The following is a 16,810-nucleotide window of genomic DNA, read 5'->3' on the forward strand; positions in this document are numbered from 1 at the left end:
TTAGGAGCTAACAACGGCTTCAAGACCAACGCAACCCGGCATTTCCGCAGCAGGTGTGCTACGCAGCAATTCCAGTAATTCCGTCCGGCGCCATTCATCGTGCTGAGCATCCGAAACCTCTCCAAGACGTTCTCTTCGGCCGGTGAGCCGGTCCATGTGCTGCGCGGCGTCGATCTCGACCTCAAGGCCGGCGAACGCGTCGCACTGACCGGCGAATCCGGCAGCGGCAAGAGCACGCTGCTGCACCTGATCGCAGGGCTCGATGCCGCCGATGGCGGCACGATCCAACTGGAAGACACCGAGGTCACCAAATTGTCCGATGCGGGACGCGCGGGCCTGCGCCGCGACCGGATCGGCCTGGTGTTTCAACAGTACAATCTGATCCCGAGCCTGTCGGTCGGGGATAATCTGGTGTTTCAGGCGCGGATCGCCGGCCGGTACGATGCAGCTTGGTATAAGGAGCTGATCGAGCGTCTCGGGCTTGGCGGCCTGCTCAAGCGTTATCCAGAACAATTATCGGGCGGACAGCAGCAACGGGTCGCGATCGGCCGGGCCCTGGCGACGAAGCCGTCGTTGCTGCTGGCGGACGAGCCGACCGGCAATCTCGACGAGGCCACCGCCGAGGACGTGCTGGCCCTGACGCGCGACCTCGTCACGCGCACCGGCTGCGGCTTTCTGATGGTGACGCACAGCCTGCATCTGGCCGCGGCACTCGATCGCCACGTCAATCTGCATGCCGGGCGGATCGCATGAGGCGCGCGCTCTGGGTCCTCGCCGTGCTGCTCAGCCATTGGCGGCGCCACAAGATGCAGTTCGCGACGCTCCTGATCGGGCTGATCGCGGCGACCGCGCTGTGGAGCGGCGTGCAGGCGATCAACCAGCAGGCCCGCAACGCCTATGACCGCGCCGCGGCAACCTTCGGCGGCGCGCGCACGCCGATGCTGGTCGCGCCTGATGCCGCGACCTTTCCGCAGGAGCTGTTCGTCAAGCTCCGTCGCGCCGGCTGGCCGGTCTCGCCGATGCTGGAGGGACGCATCCAGGTCAACGGGCGCTCGGTCCGGCTGCTCGGCATCGAGCCGGTGACGCTGCCGGTCGATGTCGGCAATGCACCGCGCGTAGGCGCCGCCGATCTGAGCAACTTCATCGCGCCGCCGGGCCAGACGCTGGTGGCACGGGAGACGCTGAACGATTTGCAGGAGCAGGAGGGCGCGGCACCAGCGATCAGCAGCGGCGCAAAACTGCCGCCACTGCGCGTGCTGCCGCAGCTTGTGCCCGACGTGCTGGTGGTCGATATCGGCGTGGCGCAGCGGCTGCTGAACAAGCCGGAGCAAATCTCGCGACTTCTGATCGGCAAGCCCAGGGGCAAGCCCGCGCCATTGGCGAGCGTCGTCGGCGACCGCTTGCAGCGGGTCGAGCCCAATGCGGAGACCGAGCTGGAGCGCCTCACCGACAGCTTTCACCTCAATCTCACTGCGTTTGGCCTGCTGTCGTTCTTCGTCGGTCTTTTCATCGTCAATTCTGCCGTCGGTCTCGCCTTCGAGCAGCGGCTGCCGATGCTGCGCACGCTGCGGGCCTGCGGTGCCTCGGCGCGACTGGTCAACACCGTGCTGGTGGTCGAACTCGTGGCGTTGTCGCTGGTCGCAGGCCTGATCGGGCTTGCCTGCGGCTATTTCATTGCGGCTGCGCTCTTGCCCGACGTCGCGGCGTCCCTGCGGGGACTCTATGGCGCGCAAATCCCGGGGCAGCTCAGCTTGCGACCCGAATGGTGGCTCGCCGGGATCGGCATCAGCATTGCCGGCGCGCTGGTGGCCGCGGCGACCAGCCTGATCAAGGCTGTCAGGATGCCGGTGCTGGCGACCGCGCAGCCGCGCGCCTGGCAACAGCGGCAGCGCCGTTGGCTGATCCTGCAAAGCGGGGCTGCCTGCGCCGTGTTCGCGGTCGCGCTGTTGCTGCTCCAGTACGGGCAATCGTTGATCGCGGGCTTTGGCGTGCTGGCAGCGCTGATGCTGGGCGCCGCGTTGATCCTGCCGGCCTTCCTCGACATCATCCTGCGGACCGGGCAGCGTTTCGCGCGACAGCCGCTCGCCCTGTGGTTCTGGGCGGATAGCCGGCAGCAGCTCTCGGGATTGTCGCTGGCGCTGATGGCGCTGCTGCTCGCGCTCGCCGTCAATGTCGGGGTATCCACCATGGTGGAAACGTTCAGCCGCACTTTTGTCGGCTGGCTCGACGGGCGGCTCGCAGCCGACGTCTACATCAGCGCCTCCGACAATGCGAAAGGCGTCGCGATCCGCAATTGGCTGAAGGAGCGCAGCGATGTCCAGGCCATTCTCTCGGGCGGACGCGCCGAGGCGCAGGTGCAGGGGCAGCCGGTGGAACTGCTTGGCCTGCCCGATCATGCACTCTATCGCGAGCGCTGGCCGATGCTCGAAGCCGCGCCGCGCGCCTGGACCCGGCTCATACCTGGCAACGCCGCCTTCATCAGCGAGCAGCTGAGCCGCCGCCTCAACGTCCGCGTCGGTGACGTCGTTGACGTCCCGGCGCCGGGCGGGACCTGGGAGCTCGACATCGTCGGCATCTATGCCGACTACGGCAACCCCAAGGGACAGCTCGCGGTGAATGTCGCGGCGCTGATCCGGCAGTTTCCGCAGACGCCGCAGACGCGCATTGGTCTCATCGTCGCGAAGGAGAATATCCCCGGCCTGATCGCCGCGCTGCAGAAGCAGTTTGCGCTCGACGATCGCAGCGTCGCCGATCAGGCGACGGTGAAGGCGGAATCGATCCGGATCTTCAACCGCACCTTCGCGGTGACGTCGGCGCTGAACGCGTTCACGCTCGGCGTCGCCGGGATCGCGCTGCTGACCAGCCTTCTCACGCTGGCGAATTCGCGCCTGCCGCAGCTTGCGCCGCTCTGGGCAATCGGCATCACGCGGCCCCGCCTTGCCGCGATCGAACTGACCAAGACGCTGTCGGTCGCGCTGTTCACGTCACTCCTGGCCGTGCCGCTCGGGCTGCTGGTGGCGTGGTGCCTGATCGCGATCGTCAATGTAAAAGCGTTCGGCTGGCGGCTGCCGTTCCATGTGTTTCCGTTGCAATTGGTCGAGCTGGTCGCGGTCGCGCTGTTCGCCTCGTTGCTTGCCGCGCTGCTGCCAATGATACGGCTGGCGCGGATGCAGCCGGCGAGCCTCGTCAAGGTGTTTGCCAATGAACGCTGACAGGATCTCGCGGCGCACCTTCGCCGGCGGCATTGCCGCCCTCGCTCTCGCGCGACGGACACATGCGCAAGGCTATGCCGGCCTCGGTGAAACCGCCGACGGCTTTGCGAAGGTCGAGCCGGGAAAGACGTTCTCCTTCCCCGCCGATCACGGCCCGCATCCGGAGTTTCGCATCGAGTGGTGGTATCTCACGGCGAATCTCGTCGACAGCAGCGGCGCGGCTTGCGGCCTGCAATGGACGCTGTTTCGCCAGGCGACGCAGCCGGGACCGCAGGGCGAGGGCTGGGCCAACCAGCAGGTGTGGATGGCGCATGCGGCGGTGACGCGGGCCGACACCCACCGCTTCAGCGAGCTGTTTTCACGCGGCGGCGTGGGACAGGCCGGCGTCACGGCGAAACCGTTCTCAGCCTGGATCGACGATTGGGCGATGAACGGATCCGAGCGCACCGAAGATCGCGCTTTGGCGCCGCTGACGCTGAAGGCCTCGGGCGCCGACTTCAGTTACGCGCTGACGCTCGAGGCCGATCGTCCCGTGGTGCTGCAGGGCGATCGCGGCTACAGCCGCAAGTCGGAGCGCGGACAGGCCTCCTACTATTACAGCCAGCCGTTCTATCGCGCCCGCGGCACGCTCACCATCGATGATAGGCCGGTCGATGTTTCCGGCCAGGCCTGGATGGACCGCGAATGGAGCAGCCAGCCGCTCGACACCGACCAGACCGGCTGGGACTGGCTGTCGCTGCATCTCGCGTCCGGCGACAAGCTGATGCTATACCGGCTGCGGCAGAAGGACGGCATGGACTATCCATTCGGCAACTGGATCAGCGCCACAGGCGACACGCAGATGATCGTGGGTGCCGATATCCGGATGATTCCGAAAGCGACGGCTGAGGTGGCCGGGCGCAAGCTGCCGGTGGAGTGGCAGATCGCGATCCCCTCGCGGTCGTTCTCGATCCAGTGCAAGCCGCTCAATCCAAAGGCGTGGATGGGGACCGGTTTTTCCTATTGGGAAGGGCCGATCAGCTTTACCGGCACGCATGACGGCGTTGGCTATCTCGAGCTGACCGGGTATTGAAGCGCAGCGTCCTCCAAGGAATCCGTTATGTATCACCTCACTGCCCTCGTCACGCTGCTGACGATCCTGTTCTACTTCTTCATCACCATCAACGTGTCGCGCTCGCGCACCAAAACCGGCGTCAAGGCGCCGGCGATGGCGGGCCATCCGGATTTCGAGCGCGCGTTCCGGATCCAGATGAACACGCTGGAATGGATGCCGATCTTCCTGCCGTCGCTCTGGCTGTTCGCGATCTACATCAGCGATTCCGGCGCGGCGGCGATCGGCGCGCTCTGGATCGTCGGCCGCATCGTCTACTTCATCGGCTATTCGAAGGCCGCAGCAAAACGCGGCCCGGGATTTTTCATTCAGGGTATCGCGGCCATTGCGCTGTGGGCCGGGGCGCTGGGAGCGGCGGTGCTGCGGCTGGTGTGAGGTAGCCGACATGCGTCCACTTGCCCCGCCGTCGTCCTGGCGAAGGCCAGGACCCATAGCCGCAGGGCGCCGCTATGGGCACGATGGTGGCGACAGCTTGTTTCAACAAGTCGCTATCGGGGTAATGGGTCCTGGCTTTCGCCAGGACGACATCGCGCTTTTTAAGCCGCCGTCATCCTACTTCGTCAGCGGACAGCCGCTCTCCTTGGCCGTGAAGAACGCCTTCTCGCCGGGAACGACCGCGAGCTGCTTGTAATAGTCCCAGGGCTTCTTCGATTCGGAGGGCTTCTTGACCTCGAACAGATACATGTCGTGGACCATGCGGCCGTTCTCGAGCACCTTGCCACCTTGCGCGAAATCGTCGTCGACCGGCAGCTCCTTCAGCTTCTTGGCGACTGCATCCGGATCCTTGGTGCCGGCGGCCTTGACCGCCTTGAGATAGCTCAGCGTCGCCGAATAGGTCCCGGCCTGGATCATGTTCGGCATCCGGCCGGTGCGCTTGAGAAAGCGTTCGCCGAGATGGCGGGTACGGTCATTGATATCCCAGTAATAGCCCTCGGTCAGCACCAGGCCTTGCGCGGCCTGCAAACCGAGGCCGTTCACTTCGGCGAGCGTCATCAAGAGGCCCGCGAGCTTCTGGCCACCGGAGACGATGCCGAACTCGGACGCCTGCTTGATCGAGTTGGTGGTGTCGAGGCCGGCATTGGCAAGGCCGACGATCTTCGCCTTCGAGCTCTGCGCCTGGAGCAGGAAGGAGGAGAAGTCCGAGGAGTTGAGCGGCACGCGCACCGAACCGAGCACCTTGCCGCCATTGGCAGCGACGATCTCGCTGGTGTCCTTTTCCAGCGCGTAGCCGAAGGCGTAATCCGCGGTGAGGAAGAACCAGGTGTCGCCGCCGGCCTTGGTCAGCGAGCCGCCGGTGCCGACACCGAGCGCGCGGGTATCATAGGCCCAGTGGAAACCGTAGGGCTGGCAGGCATCGCCGGTGAGACGCGAGGTCGCAGCGCCGACGACGATGTCGATCTTCTTCTTTTCCTTGGAGAGCTCGTGGATCGCGAGCGCGACCGATGAGGTCGTCAGCTCCGTGATCATGTCGACGTTCTCGACATCGTACCAGCGCCGCGCGATCGAGGTCGCGAGATCCGGCTTGTTCTGGTGGTCGGCGGTGACGAGTTCGATCTTCTGGCCGAGCACCTCGCCGCCGAAATCCTCGATCGCCATCCTGGCGGCTTCGACCGACCATTTGCCGCCGTAATCGGCGTAGACGCCGGACTGGTCGTTGAGGATACCGATCTTGACGCCTTGCGCAGAGGCCGGCGCGGTCAGCAGCAAAGCCGAAATTGCGACAACGGCCAAAAGGGCTGATTTCATGTGTTAGCTCCCAGCAGTTTTCTGTTTTGAAATCGCGCGGATACTAGTGAAGAACCCCGCGCCTGCCCATCCATTTCGGCCTAGGCCGTTAGTATGGGCGCGGCCATTTTTGATGAATTGCCGTCGTCCTGGACAAGCGAGCGGAGCGAGCGCTGATCCAGGACCCATTACCCCAGGGAGCAGTTTGGCGAAGTCTCGGAGTGAGCAGCTCGCACAGCAACCACTCCCTGGGGGTAATGGGTCCTGGCTTTCGCCAGGACGACATGGAGAGGAATCAGCCCACCGCCTTCGGCTTGCCCTCGTTCTTCCCCTCGGCCAGGTTCCGCACCACGACGTAGAAGATCGGCGTGAACAACAGCCCGAACAAGGTGACGCCGATCATGCCGAAGAACACGGCGACGCCGACGGCCTGCCGCATCTCCGAGCCGGAGCCGGACGAGATCACCAGCGGCAGCACGCCGAGGATGAAAGCGAAGGACGTCATCAGGATCGGCCGCAAGCGCAGGCGGCAGGCGTCGATCACGGCCTCCAGCCGCGGCTTGCCTTCATTCTCGATGTCGCGGGCGAACTCCACGATCAGGATCGCGTTCTTCGCCGCCAAGCCCACCAGCACGACAAAGCCGATCTGGGTGAGGATGTTGACGTCCTGCCCCATGATGCGCACGCCGATGGTGGCGGCCAGCAGGCACATCGGCACGATCAGGATCACCGCGAACGGCAAGGTCCAGCTGCCATATTGCGCGGCGAGCACGAGATAGACGAACAGCACGCAGATCGGGAACACCAGCAGTCCCGCATTGCCGCCGGTGATCTGCTGATAGGACAGATCGGTCCATTCGAAGGTAAAGCCGCTCGGCAAGGTGTCGTCGGCGAGCTTCTTTATCGCGTTGAGCGCAGTGGTCGAGCTGGTACCCGGGGCTGGCTCGCCCTGGAGCTCGGATGCTGCATAGAGATTGTAGCGCGCGACGCGGTCAGGGCCGGAAACATCCTTGAAGTCGACCACGCTGCCGAGCATGACCATGTCCCCGGAGGCGTTGCGCGTCCGCAGCCGCGCAAGATCGCTCGGCTCTTTCCGGAACGGGAAGTCGGCCTGTGCGGTGACGTGGTAGGTGCGGCCGAACAGGTTGAAGTCGTTGACATAGGTCGATCCGAAATAGGTCTGGATCGTGTCGTTGATGTTGGCGATGGGAACGCCGAGCTTCTGCGCTTTGGTGCGGTCGATGTCGACGAAGAGCTGCGGCGTGTTGGCCGAGAACGGCGAGAACACCGTGGGAGCGAGCAGCGACGGCGATTTGCGCGCCGCGGCGACCAGCTCGTCGGTGGCCGCGGCGAGCAGCTCCGGCCCGCGTCCCTGGCGGTCCTGGATGCGGATGGTGAAGCCGCCGCCGGTGCCGATGCCGGGCACGGCCGGCGGCGGAATGACAATGATGAACGCGCCCTGGATTGCAGCGAGCCGCTTGCGCAGCTCGGCCGTGATGGCGTTCGCAGTCAGCCCCTTCTTGATCCGCGCCTCTGGCTCGTCGAAAACAGGGAACAGCGCCGCTGCATTGCCTGCCTGCGTGCGCGTCGCGCCGGAGAAGCCGGCGAAAGCGGCAACGCGGATGATACCCGGCGTATCCAGCGAGATCCGCTCGATCTCGCGCACGACCTCGGTGGTGCGTGCCAGCGACGCCGCGCCCGGCAATTGCACGGAGATGATGACGTAGCCGCGGTCCTGTGCCGGAATAAAGCCTTGCGACGTGGTCCCGATCAGCCAGCCGGCGCTGCCGATCAGCACGACGTAGATCAGGATCATCACCGCCGAATGCCGGATCACGAAATTGGCGAGGCCGGCGTAGCCATGCGCGAGACGGTCGAACACGCGGTTAAACACGCCCGTGAAAGCGTTCCAGCCGCGTGCGAGAAAATTCCAGCGCGCCGGCGGCCGCTTCTCCTCGTGCGGAACGAGAAGAAGCGAGGCCAGCGCCGGCGACAGCGTCAATGAGCAGAAGCAGGAGATTGCGGTTGCGACCGCAATGGTGACGGCGAATTGCTGGAAGAACTGACCGGAAATTCCGCCCAGAAACGCCGTCGGGACGAACACCGCGCAGAGCACCAGCGCGATCGACACCAATGCGCCGCCGACCTCCTCCATGGTCTTCAGCGCGGCGTCGCGCCGGCTCATGCCGTGCTCGAGATGCCGCTCCACATTCTCGACCACCACGATGGCGTCGTCGACCACGATACCGACGGCGAGAACGAGACCGAACAGCGTGAGATTATTGATGGAGAAGCCGAGCGCCGCCATCACCGCGAAGGTGCCGACCAGCGACACCGGGATCGCGATGATCGGGATGATCGCGGGCCGCCATCCTTGCAGGAACACCAGAACCACGATGACCACGAGCAACATGGCCTCGTAGATGGTCTTGATCAGCTCATGGACGGACTGCGCGATGAACTCGGTCGGGTTGTAGCCGATATTGAAGTCGAGGCCTTTCGGGAAGGTCTCCTTCAGCTTCGCCATCGTGTCCGAAATGTTCTTCGCGGTCGCGAGCGCATTCGATCCCGGCCGCTGCGTCACCAGCATCGCGACCGCCGATTTGCGCAGCAGGAAGCTGTTGGTGGAGTACGCGAGAGCACCGAGCTCGATACGGGCGACGTCGCGCAGGCGTACCGTGCGGCCGTCGGAGCCGGCCTTGATCAGGATGTCCTCGAACTGCTTCTGGTCTTTCAAACGCCCTGTGAAGGTGAGGTTCGGCTGGAAGGCGCGGTCGGCGATCGGCGGTTCGGCGATTTGGCCGCCCGCGATCTGCACGTTCTGCGCGCGGATCGCGGCGAGCACTTCGGCCGAAGTCAGGCCGAGATTGGCGATCCGGTCAGGGTCGAGCCAAAGCCGCATCGAATAATCGCGCGCGCCGAAAATCTGGATGTCGCCGACACCGTCGATCCGCAGCAGCTGGTCGCGGACCTGGAGCAGCGCATAGTTGGAAATGTAGAGCTGGTCGAACGTGTCGTCGGGCGACAGCATGAACACGACCATCAGGATGTCGGGCGAGTTCTTGCGGGTGACGACGCCGTTGCGCTGCACTTCGTCCGGCAGTTGCGGCTGCGCGATCGCGACGCGGTTCTGCACCAGCACCTGGGCCTTGTCGAGGTCGGTGCCGAGCTTGAAAGTGACGGTGATGGTGAGCTGGCCGTTCGAGGTCGCCTGGCTGTAGAGATACAGCATGTCCTCGACGCCGTTGATCTGCTGCTCGATCGGAGCGGCAACGGTGTCGGACACGGTCTGCGCGGAGGCGCCGGGATATTGCGTAGTGACCACGACGGTCGGCGGCACCACTTGCGGATATTCGGAGACCGGCAGCGTGGTGTAGGCGAGGGCGCCGACGATCAGCAGCACGATCGACAGCACCATGGCCAGGATGGGCTGGTTGATGGAGAGACGGCCAAGATTCATGATTTGCCACCGGCGGGCGCTGGTGCCGTCTGCGGAGCGACCTTGGCACCGACGCGGGCGCGCTGGATGCCGTTGACGATGACGCGGTCGTCCGCCTTCAATCCCTCGCGGATCACGCGCAGGCCCTCGTCGAGCGGCCCGAGCGTCACGGGACGCGCCTCGACGGTGTCGTCCGGCTTGACCACGAACACGATCTTGCGGGACTGGTCGGTTGCGACCGCGACGTCGGGGATCAGCAGCGCCTCATAGGGCGCGCTGCCGATCAGTCTGATGCGCCCGAACTGACCGGGCAGGATCGAAAGATCGGTGTTCTTGACCACGGCGCGGCTGCGTAGCGTGCCGGTGGAAACGTCGAGGCGGTTGTCGAGGAAGTTGATGGTACCCTCATGCGACGGCTTGCTCTCGCCGGCCAGCGTCACCTGCACCGGGTTCGCCGTGTCGCGCGAGCTCGGGCGCTTACCTTCGAACCACAGCTTGCTGTATTTGATGAAGGTTGCCTCATCCATGTCGAAATAGACGTAGATCGGATCGAGCGCGACGATCGAGGTGAGCAGCGTCGAGGAGCCGGTATCGCTGCCTTGCACCAGATTGCCGGGGCTGACGAGATGGCGGCTGACGCGGCCGGTGAGCGGCGCGGTCACATGGGTGAATTCGATGTTGAGCCGCGCGGCCTTCAGCGCGCCAGCGGCCTGCGTCTCCGCGGCGTGCGCGGCCTGTAAGGCCTGGCGTCGCTGGTCGACGGCCTGCTCGGAGACCGCGCTGGTCTGCACCAAATTGAGGCCGCGGTCGAGCTCGCGCTTGGCAAGCTCCACCTTGGCGCGCGCATCGGAGAGCTGGCCGTCTGCCTGCTCGGCCACCGCCTCGAATGGACGCGGGTCGATGACGTAGAGCAGATCGCCCTGATGGACGATGGCGCCGTCCTGGAATTCGACGGAGTTGACGAAGCCGCCGACGCGCGGGCGGACCTGCACCTCCTCGACCGCCTCGAAGCGGCCGGTGAACTCGTCCCAATCGGTGACGGTGCGCTTGACCGGCTGGGCGACGGTCACCGGCGCCGGCGGGGGAGCACTCGCTTGCGAGGCCGGCTGGCCGCAACCGGTGAGCGCAAAGGCCGCGGCGAGAAGGCCGACGATGGCGTAAGGCCGAGGCGAAACGAAATCGTGCGTTTTGACAAATTGCTCGCTTCCGTCCGGTCCAGTCATCCCAGGTCCTCGCATCAAAGCCGCGGAAAAAGCAGGGTACGCTTGTACCCGCGGGCGCCACAAGATGGGTTTCAATCATGAACTCTTCAAGACCAAAGCGCGGGCAATGCTCGGAGGAATGCCCTGGCCGGATGACGGGTTGACAGGGCTTGTTTGCCTCTCCCGGTAAACCGCAAGGCAATCGCATATGGATTTCACGAGGAGCGCGGGCTTGCTCCCCTCTCCCGCTTGCGGGAGGGGCCGACGCGCCCCGGGCGATGCGCAGCATCGTCCCGCGCGCGGCGGGTGAGGGCTCTCACCACGCAGGGACATCCTCCGCAATTCTCGACAATCCCGACGCGGAGACACCCCCACCCCAGCCCTCCCCCGCAAGCGGGAGAGGGAGAGGAGAGAGCGACAGCGTCTTCGCGCATGACGAATGCCGCCAGCGCGGTTAGACTACCCCCACAAAAACAAGACGAATTGTCCGGGGAGGACAGACGTGCATCAGGGACGTGTCGTTTACGGCGCGATCGAGGAAGTCGTGTTCGGCCACCCCGCGGCCGAGGCCGTGGTCGCCCAGATGGACCGGCTGGGGACGCGCCGTGCCTTCCTGATGGTGTCGGGCACGCTGAACCGGCAGACCGACGAAATCGCGAAGATCACACAAGCCCTGGGCGCACGTTGCGCGGGCGTCTTCGATGCCATGCCGGCGCACACCCCGCGGGAGGCGGTGATCGCCGCCACCAATGCGGCGCGCGAGGCCGGCGCCGACCTGATCGTCACCGTGGGCGGCGGCTCGATCACCGACGGCGCCAAGGCGGTGCAGCTCTGCCTCGCCAACGGCATCGACGATGTCGACGGCATCGAGCGCATCCGCGTGCACAAGGGCGTCGCGCCGGAAATGACGGCGCCTGTCGTGCGCCAGATCAGCGTGCCGACCACGATCGCCGGCGGCGAGTTCAGCGCGATCGCTGGCGTCACCGACCGCAGCACGCACGTGAAGCAGATGCTGCGCCATCCGCTGACGGTGCCGCGCGCGACCATTCTCGACCCCGCCATCACCGTGCACACGCCGGAATGGCTGTTCCTCTCGACCGGCATCCGCGCCATCGATCATTGCGTCGAGGCGATCTGCTCGCCGGAGACGCATCCCTATGCCGACGCGCAGTCGGTCAAGGGCCTCGCGATGCTCGCCGACGCGCTGCCACGGGTGAAGGCTGACCCTGCTGACCTCGATGCGCGCATGGATGCGCAGATCGGCACCTGGCTGTCGATGGGCGCCCTCGCCGCCGGCGTGCCGATGGGCGCAAGCCACGGCATCGGCTACGTGCTGGGCGCGGCCTTCGACGTGCCGCATGGCTACACCTCCTGCATCATGCTGCCGGCCGTGATGCGCTGGAATGCGCCCGACAATGCCGAGCGCCAGATGATCGTCGCGGCCGCAATGGGCTTTCCGGGTCACAAGGCGGCCGACGTGCTCGATGCCTTCATCCGCTCGCTCGGCATGCCGCGCAGCCTCGCCGATGTACGCGTCACGCCGGAGCATTTCGACGCCATCGCCGAACAGGCGATGCGCACACCCTGGGTGCCGCGCAACCCGCGCAAGATCGACGGTCCCGCGCAGGTGCGCGAAATCCTGCTTCTTGCCGCATGATCTAAAGCCGGAGGACCGATGTATCCAGGTCAGCATGCCCGCCTGCGTCCGCTCCAGCCCGCCTTCATCATGGCGGCGAGCGGCGAGGCCGTCACCTATCGCGAGTTGGAGGCGCGCAGCAATCGTCTGGCGCATCTGTTCCGCAGGCACGGCTTGAAGCGGCTCGACCACTACTCGATCTTCATGGAGAACAATTCGCGCTATCTCGAAGCCTGCGGCGCCGGCGAGCGCTCCGGGCTGTACTACACCTGCATCAACTCCTTCCTGACGCCGGGCGAGCTCGCCTATCTCCTCGTCAACAGCCAGTCGAAGATCCTGATCACGTCGATGGCGAAGCTCGACATCGCACGGGAGGCGATCAAGGCCTGCCCCGATATCAAGCTCTGCGTCGTCGCCGACGGCCCCGGCGAGAGTGACCGTATCGTCGGCCTCGCCGAGGTCACGGCCGATCTGCCGACGACGCCGATTGCAGATGAATGTCTGGGTACCGCGATGCTCTATTCATCGGGCACAACGGGACGGCCGAAAGGCATTTTGCGGCCGCTGCCGGAGGAGCCACCGAAGCACAATCTGCCGCTGTTCGATTTCCTGACCAAGCTTTGGCACTATCGCGAGGGCATGGTCTATCTGTCGCCGGCGCCGCTCTATCACTCCGCGCCGCAGGCCGCGGTCAACCTGACAATCCGGATGGGCGGCACCGCGATCATCATGGAGAATTACGATCCCGAGCGTTACCTCCAGCTCGTCGAGCAATGGGGTATCACTCACACGCAGCTGGTGCCGACGATGTTCTCGCGCATGCTGAAGCTGCCGGAGGAGGTGCGCACGCGCTACGACCTCTCCTCGCTCGAGATCGCGATCCATGCCGCCGCGCCCTGCCCGGCGCTGGTGAAGGACGACATGATCAAATGGTGGGGACCGATCATCCACGAATATTACGGTGCGACCGAAGGCCTTGGCTTCACCGCCTGCGACAGCGCGGAATGGCTGGCCCATCGCGGCACCGTCGGCAAGGTGCTGCTCGGCGACCTCCATATTCTCGACGAAAACATGAAGCCATGCCCGACAGGCACGCCGGGTCAGGTCTGGTTCAAGACGGCCTCACCGTTCGAATATTTCAACGACCCGGAGAAGACCAAGGAAGCGCGCTCGGCCGACGGCAGCATGAGCACGGTTGGCGACGTCGGCTATGTCGATGCCGATCGGTTCCTGTACCTCACCGACCGCGCGACTTTCATGATCATCTCCGGCGGCGTGAACATCTATCCGCAGGAATGCGAAAATCTGCTGATCACCCATCCGAAGGTCGCCGACGCCGCCGTGTTCGGCGTGCCCAATCCCGATCTCGGCGAAGAGGTGAAGGCCGTGGTGCAGCCGATGCCCGGCGTCGTGCCGGGCGAGGCGCTCGCGGAAGAGCTGATCGCATTCTGCGGGGCCTCGCTGTCACGGCAGAAGGTGCCGCGCACGGTCGATTTCGAGAAGGAGTTGCCGCGGCTGCCGACGGGGAAGCTGTACAAGCGGCTGCTGCGGGACCGGTATTGGGGGAACAAGGCGTCGCGGATTGTGTGAAGTCGCAGCTGTCGTCCTGGCGAAAGCCAGGACCCATACCGCGTGATCTCACAACTGAAGAAGGTAGCAATCCGGAGCGACCAATCTTCGCCAAACACCTCCCTGGGGTAATGGGTCCTGGCGTTCGCCAGGACGACGCCGGAGGCACTTCTCACAATTTGTGAGAGAACCGCTCGTGCGCCCGCCGTCATCCGAATTGCCGAGAGGCCCTCCGTCCTTGCCGGTTGCCTCACCGCGCCTGCGTCGCTATCGTCCTGACAAACAGGCCAAAAGGCCGAAAAGACTAAGTCCAGGGAGGACGAGGATGCGGAGCGTACGGGCGCTCGCCGCGACGGCGGCGCTGTCTTTGCTGGCGTTTTCGACGATCGCATCGGCCGGCGAACCAAAGCAGGGCGGGATCCTGCGGATGTATCACCGCGACAGCCCGGCCAATGCGTCCATCCTGGAGGGCGCGACATATTCGATCAACGTGCCCTTCATGGGAGTGTTCAACAATCTCGTCATCTACGACCAGCACATTGCGCAGAATAGCCCTGATACCCTGAGGCCAGAGCTGGCCGAGAGCTGGTCCTGGAGCGGCGACAACAAGAGGCTGACCTTCAAACTGCGCCAGGGCGTCAAGTGGCATGACGGCAAGCCGTTCACGTCGGCCGACGTCAAATGCACCTTCGATCTCCTGATGGGCAAATCGCAACAAAAGCTGCGGCAGAATCCGCGCAAAGCCTGGTACAGCGAGGTTAACGATGTCACGCCGAACGGTGATTTCGAGGTCTCCTTCGATCTGAAGCGGCCGCAGCCTTCGCTGCTGGCGATGCTCGCATCCGGCTATACGCCGATCTATCCCTGTCACGTCTCGCCGGCGGAGATGCGCACCCATCCGGTGGGAACCGGCCCGTTCAGATTCGTCGAGTTCAAGGCCAATGAATCGATCAAGCTGACGCGAAACCCGGACTATTGGAAGAAGGGCCTGCCCTATCTCGACGGCATCGAGTACACGATCATCACGAACCGCTCCACCGCGATCCTCGCCTTCGTCGCCGGCAAGTTCGACATGACCTTCCCGACGCACATCACGATCCCGCTCCTCAAGGACATCAAGTCGCAGGCGCCGAACGCCCTGTGCGTCGTCGAGCCGACCAACGTTTCGACCAACATCATCGTCAATTCGGCGTCCCCGCCGTTCGACAACATCGAGATCCGCCGGGCCATGGCGATGGCGCTCGACCGCAAGGCCTTCGTCGACATCCTGTTCGAAGGCCAGGCCGATATCGGTGGCACTATGCTGCCGCCGCCGCAGGGCATCTGGGGCATGCCCAAGGACAAGCTGGAGACCATTCCAGGCTATGGCCCGAACGTGAATGCGAGCCGGGATGAGGCCAGGAAGCTGATGCAGAAGGCGGGCTACGGTCCCGACAAGCACTTGGCGGTGAAGGTCTCGACGCGCAATCTCGCGGAATATCGCGATCCCGCGGTGATCCTGATCGACCAGCTCAAGAGCATCTATATCGACGGCGAGCTCGACGTCGTGGAAACCGCGAACTGGTTCCCGAAGGTTGCACGCAAGGATTACATGCTCGGCCTCAACTTGACCGGCAATTCCGTCGACGATCCTGACCAGTCTTTCTACGAAAACTATTCCTGCGGCTCGGAGCGGAACTACACCAATTATTGCAACAAGGAGATCGAGATGCTGTTCGACCTGCAATCGCAGGAGATCGACGTCGGCAAGCGCAAGCAACTGGTCTGGGACATCGACAAGAAGCTGCAGGAGGATGTCGCCCGCCCGATCATCTTCCATGCGCGGGCCGGCACCTGCTGGCAGCCTTATGTCAAGGGCGTGACGATCATGTCGAACAGCTCCTATAACGGCTTTCGCTACGAGGACGTCTGGCTCGACAAGTAGCGCGCAAGACTGACGACTAGCGGCTCGACAGGAGGGCGCGGGATGTTTGCCTATCTGGTGCGGCGCCTGTTTCTGATGCTCGTGACCCTGTTCGGGATCTCGGTCGTCATCTTCTTCCTGCTGCGTATCGTTCCCGGGAATATCGTCGACATCCTGTTTGCCGCGGCCGGCTATGTCGATCCCGCCGACAAGGCCAATCTGGAAAAAGAGCTCGGCATCGACCAGCCACTGGTGGTGCAATATTGGCACTGGATCAGCGGTTTTCTGCGCGGCGATTTCGGCTACTCCTATGTCTCGGAGAAGCCGGCGCTTCAGGAAATCCTGCCACGAATTCCGATCACCGCACGGCTCGCTGGCCTGGCGCTGTTGTTCTCGGCGTCGATCGGCATTCCCCTGGGCGTGATTAGCGCGGTGAAACAGGGAACGAGGCTCGATTACGCGTTGCGTGTGGTGAGCCTGAGCGGATTGTCGCTGCCTTCGTTCTGGCTCGGCCTGCTCATCCTCACCGCCTCGGTGGCGATGTTCAACCAGATGCCGATCTTCAACCCGAATCCGGCGACATGGCTGGAAGCCTTCGCAACCTATGCCGTGCCCGCCGCCGCCGTCGGCTTCCGTAGCGCGGCACTGACCATGCGGATCACGCGATCCTCGATGCTGGAGGTGCTGCGGCAGGACTATATCCGCACCGCGCGTGCCAAGGGCGCATCGGATGCCGCCGTGAACTATCAGCATGCGCTCAAGAACGCGATTTTGCCCGTCATCACCGTGATCGGCATCGAGGCGGCGTTCCTGATCGGTGGCCTTATCGTGACGGAGACCGTGTTTAACATCCCCGGCGTCGCCCGCTTCCTGGTCGAGGCTATACGCTGGCGCGATTATCCGATCGTGCAGAACCTGGTGATGCTGATTGCCATCGTCGTGGTGAGCGCGAATTTCATCGTCGACATGCTCTACGCCGTGTTCGACCCGCGTATCCGGTACACGGATTAGGA

At 64.3% G+C, this 16,810-nt stretch carries 11 protein-coding genes; 8 read left to right on the top strand and 3 right to left on the bottom strand.

Going from position 1 to position 16,810, the window contains the following annotated elements:
- Window positions 1–99 precede the first annotated feature (99 nt).
- From ABIB90_RS03245 to ABIB90_RS03260, 4 genes are read left to right on the top strand one after another with little or no spacing between them, the layout of a single operon-like run.
- Window positions 100–753, top strand: a complete 654-nt coding sequence (locus ABIB90_RS03245) for an ABC transporter ATP-binding protein (protein ID WP_354200178.1) — start codon at window positions 100–102, stop codon at window positions 751–753.
- The gene (locus tag ABIB90_RS03250; protein ID WP_354200179.1) at window positions 750–3,212 is read left to right on the top strand and encodes an ABC transporter permease; all 2,463 of its coding nucleotides are present in this window, start codon (window positions 750–752) and stop codon (window positions 3,210–3,212) included. Before ABIB90_RS03245 ends, ABIB90_RS03250 begins: the two co-directional genes overlap by 4 nt.
- Entirely contained in the window at window positions 3,202–4,284 is a 1,083-nt protein-coding gene (locus ABIB90_RS03255) for a lipocalin-like domain-containing protein (RefSeq protein ID WP_354200180.1), read from the top strand. Before ABIB90_RS03250 ends, ABIB90_RS03255 begins: the two co-directional genes overlap by 11 nt.
- Before the next feature lie 27 nt (window positions 4,285–4,311).
- Window positions 4,312–4,698, top strand: a complete 387-nt coding sequence (locus ABIB90_RS03260) for an MAPEG family protein (protein ID WP_007598033.1) — start codon at window positions 4,312–4,314, stop codon at window positions 4,696–4,698.
- Between the two features lie 177 nt (window positions 4,699–4,875).
- Here the strand turns inward: ABIB90_RS03260 and ABIB90_RS03265 are convergent, their stop codons facing one another.
- The 3 genes from ABIB90_RS03265 to ABIB90_RS03275 form a co-directional block, all read right to left on the bottom strand.
- Window positions 4,876–6,069, bottom strand: coding sequence for an ABC transporter substrate-binding protein (locus ABIB90_RS03265; RefSeq protein ID WP_219685503.1), 1,194 nt, complete (start codon window positions 6,067–6,069; stop codon window positions 4,876–4,878).
- Window positions 6,070–6,343: 274 nt separating this feature from the next.
- Window positions 6,344–9,508 (bottom strand): efflux RND transporter permease subunit, encoded by a 3,165-nt coding sequence (locus tag ABIB90_RS03270; protein WP_007598035.1) that lies wholly within the window; start codon window positions 9,506–9,508, stop codon window positions 6,344–6,346.
- On the bottom strand, window positions 9,505–10,710 hold the full coding sequence (locus ABIB90_RS03275; protein WP_007598036.1) for an efflux RND transporter periplasmic adaptor subunit: 1,206 nt from the start codon (window positions 10,708–10,710) through the stop codon (window positions 9,505–9,507). The genes ABIB90_RS03270 and ABIB90_RS03275 overlap by 4 nt, the downstream gene beginning before the upstream one ends.
- A 481-nt stretch (window positions 10,711–11,191) precedes the next feature.
- On the opposite strand from ABIB90_RS03275, the gene ABIB90_RS03280 reads away from it, so the two are divergent.
- From ABIB90_RS03280 to ABIB90_RS03295, 4 genes are all read left to right on the top strand, one after another.
- Complete coding sequence (locus tag ABIB90_RS03280) at window positions 11,192–12,346, top strand: iron-containing alcohol dehydrogenase (protein ID WP_219679626.1); 1,155 nt, start codon at window positions 11,192–11,194, stop codon at window positions 12,344–12,346.
- Window positions 12,347–12,364: 18 nt separating this feature from the next.
- Entirely contained in the window at window positions 12,365–13,915 is a 1,551-nt protein-coding gene (locus ABIB90_RS03285) for an AMP-binding protein (protein WP_354200181.1), read from the top strand.
- Window positions 13,916–14,219: 304 nt separating this feature from the next.
- On the top strand, window positions 14,220–15,818 hold the full coding sequence (locus ABIB90_RS03290) for an ABC transporter substrate-binding protein (protein WP_354200182.1): 1,599 nt from the start codon (window positions 14,220–14,222) through the stop codon (window positions 15,816–15,818).
- A gap of 42 nt (window positions 15,819–15,860) precedes the next feature.
- Window positions 15,861–16,808, top strand: a complete 948-nt coding sequence (locus tag ABIB90_RS03295; RefSeq protein WP_354127061.1) for an ABC transporter permease — start codon at window positions 15,861–15,863, stop codon at window positions 16,806–16,808.
- Window positions 16,809–16,810 lie beyond the last annotated feature (2 nt).

Origin of the sequence: Bradyrhizobium sp. JR4.1, from assembly GCF_040548605.1 — a bacterium.
GTDB lineage: Bacteria > Pseudomonadota > Alphaproteobacteria > Rhizobiales > Xanthobacteraceae > Bradyrhizobium > Bradyrhizobium canariense.

Bases quoted from the DNA above. Each gene is read 5' to 3' on its own strand.
- ABIB90_RS03285 (WP_354200181.1), top strand. From the start codon at position 12,365: ATGTATCCAGGTCAGCATGCCCGCCTGCGTCCGCTCCAGCCCGCCTTC.
- ABIB90_RS03255 (WP_354200180.1), top strand. From the start codon at position 3,202: ATGAACGCTGACAGGATCTCGCGGCGCACCTTCGCCGGCGGCATTGCC.
- ABIB90_RS03265 (WP_219685503.1), bottom strand. From the start codon at position 6,069: ATGAAATCAGCCCTTTTGGCCGTTGTCGCAATTTCGGCTTTGCTGCTG.
- ABIB90_RS03260 (WP_007598033.1), top strand. From the start codon at position 4,312: ATGTATCACCTCACTGCCCTCGTCACGCTGCTGACGATCCTGTTCTAC.
- ABIB90_RS03250 (WP_354200179.1), top strand. From the start codon at position 750: ATGAGGCGCGCGCTCTGGGTCCTCGCCGTGCTGCTCAGCCATTGGCGG.
- ABIB90_RS03290 (WP_354200182.1), top strand. From the start codon at position 14,220: ATGCGGAGCGTACGGGCGCTCGCCGCGACGGCGGCGCTGTCTTTGCTG.
- ABIB90_RS03275 (WP_007598036.1), bottom strand. From the start codon at position 10,710: ATGACTGGACCGGACGGAAGCGAGCAATTTGTCAAAACGCACGATTTC.
- ABIB90_RS03295 (WP_354127061.1), top strand. From the start codon at position 15,861: ATGTTTGCCTATCTGGTGCGGCGCCTGTTTCTGATGCTCGTGACCCTG.
- ABIB90_RS03270 (WP_007598035.1), bottom strand. From the start codon at position 9,508: ATGAATCTTGGCCGTCTCTCCATCAACCAGCCCATCCTGGCCATGGTG.